Origin of the sequence: Ruminococcus sp. CAG:379, from assembly GCF_000434255.1 — a bacterium.
GTDB classification, from domain to species: domain Bacteria; phylum Bacillota; class Clostridia; order Oscillospirales; family Ruminococcaceae; genus Ruminococcus_F; species Ruminococcus_F champanellensis.
Window position 1 is genome coordinate 1 of the sequence record NZ_FR894797.1, and the last position, 1,992, is coordinate 1,992.

1 protein-coding gene is annotated in these 1,992 nt (G+C 55.2%); it reads right to left on the bottom strand.

Features of this window, described 5'->3' with window-relative positions:
- Nucleotides 1–120: 120 nt before the first annotated feature.
- The gene (locus QVO51_RS00255; RefSeq protein WP_022356746.1) at nucleotides 121–1,482 is read right to left on the bottom strand and encodes a TrpB-like pyridoxal phosphate-dependent enzyme; all 1,362 of its coding nucleotides are present in this window, start codon (nucleotides 1,480–1,482) and stop codon (nucleotides 121–123) included.
- Nucleotides 1,483–1,992: the final 510 nt, after the last annotated feature.

Sequence of the window (1,992 nt, forward strand, 5' to 3'; positions counted from 1 at the left end):
AACCCAAAAGAAAATCATACCCCTATAACCGCCCTGGTGCAGAAAATAGCACATCGAACATACGTTCCCCACATCCACAAAAAAAGACAGGGCATCCGCCCTGTCTTTGCACTGTAAACATTACGGCAGCTTTTTGAGGCTCTCCGCCAGTTCCTCATCCGTGGGAATATAATCGCTCATCTTGCCATCGTTGTACTTTTCGTATGCCACCATATCGAAATAGCCCGTACCGGTCAGACCGAACACAATGTTCTTTTCCTCTCCGGTCTCCTTGCACTTGAGCGCCTCGTCAATGGCAACCCGGATGGCGTGGCTGCTCTCCGGTGCCGGCAGAATGCCCTCCACTCTTGCAAAATACTCCGCTGCCTCGAACACCTTGGTCTGGGTCACGGAGGTTGCCTCCATCAGCCCGTCCGCATACAACTGGGACAGGGTGGAGCTCATACCGTGATACCGGAGCCCGCCTGCATGGTTGGGTGCCGGAATGAAATCACAGCCCAGAGTGTACATCTTCGCCAGGGGGCAAACCTTCCCCGTGTCGCAGAAGTCGTATGCAAACTTGCCTCTGGTCAGGCTGGGGCAGGATGCAGGCTCTACCGCAATGATCCGGTAATCCGCCTCGCCCCGGAGCTTCTCGCCCATGAAAGGTGCAATCAGACCACCCAGATTGGAACCACCGCCGGCACAGCCGATGATGATATCCGCCTTGACGCCGTACTTATCCAGTGCCGCCTTGGTTTCCAGACCGATGACGGACTGATGCAGCAGCACCTGGTTCAGCACACTGCCCAGCACATACCGGTATCCCTCCGTGGTGGTTGCCTTCTCCACTGCTTCGGAAATGGCGCAGCCCAGGCTTCCCGTGGTGCCCGGATGCTCCTCCAGGATCTTTCTGCCCACTGCGGTCTCCGTAGAGGGAGAGGGGGTCACGGACGCCCCGTAGGTACGCATAACCTCCCGGCGAAAGGGCTTCTGCTCGTAGGAAACCTTTACCATATATACCTTGCAGTCCAGATCAAAGTAGGAGCAAGCCATGGACAGAGCGGTGCCCCACTGACCTGCGCCGGTCTCGGTGGTCACGCCCTTCAGCCCCTGCTGCTTTGCGTAGTATGCCTGGGCAATGGCGGAATTCAGCTTGTGACTGCCGCTGGTGTTGTTGCCCTCAAATTTGTAGTAGATCTTCGCCGGTGTGCCCAGCTTCTTCTCCAGGCAGTATGCCCGTACCAGGGGGGAGGGGCGGTACATCTTGTAAAAGTCCCGGATCTCCTGGGGAATCTCAAAATAGGGGGTGGTATCGTCCAGTTCCTGCTTGACCAGCTCCTCGCAGAACACCGGTGCCAGATCCGCCGCCGTACAGGGCTGTCTGGTTGCCGGATTCAGCAGGGGTGCCGGCTTGTTCTTCATATCCGCCCGCAGGTTGTACCAAGCTGTGGGCATCTCGCTTTCGTCCAGATAGATTTTGTAGGGAATTTCCTTTGCCATCGTTCTGACTCCTTTCAACGGGGGACAGAATAAAAAAACTCCTGTCCCACAACAATTTTCGTTGCCGGGACAGGAGATTGGTCTTCCTGCGGTGCCACCCTGCTTGACGCTGTATGCGTCCTCTCAGCGCGTACTGTCATACGCCGACATTTGTTGACGGAGCGTCATACTCCGGCGCACATACTCGGGAAAACCCTTTCCGCTTGCCCTTAGAAGTCCATTCGATCCAGCCTGTGACCGCCGCAATCCCACCGCCTGCGACTCTCTGAATGCTCAGTATCCGAATCTACTTACTCTTCCTCATCGGTTTATAAAGTTAGTATAGCACCTCTGTTGGGATTTGTCAAGGGGGTAGGGGGATTTTTTTGCGGTCATTTTGTGGCATGTTTCTTCTGTGCGTTCTCTGATACTCTGCCTGTTTAACCGTATGGGTCACGCAGGAGCGTTCTGCTTTTTCAGTGACCTATTTCTTTTGCGGTATCTTGGATACTCTGCGTGCTGTTTCTACGC

What these genes read in the sequence shown, in the direction of transcription:
- QVO51_RS00255 (WP_022356746.1), bottom strand. Translation starts at nt 1,482, where the DNA reads ATGGCAAAGGAAATTCCCTACAAAATCTATCTGGACGAAAGCGAGATG.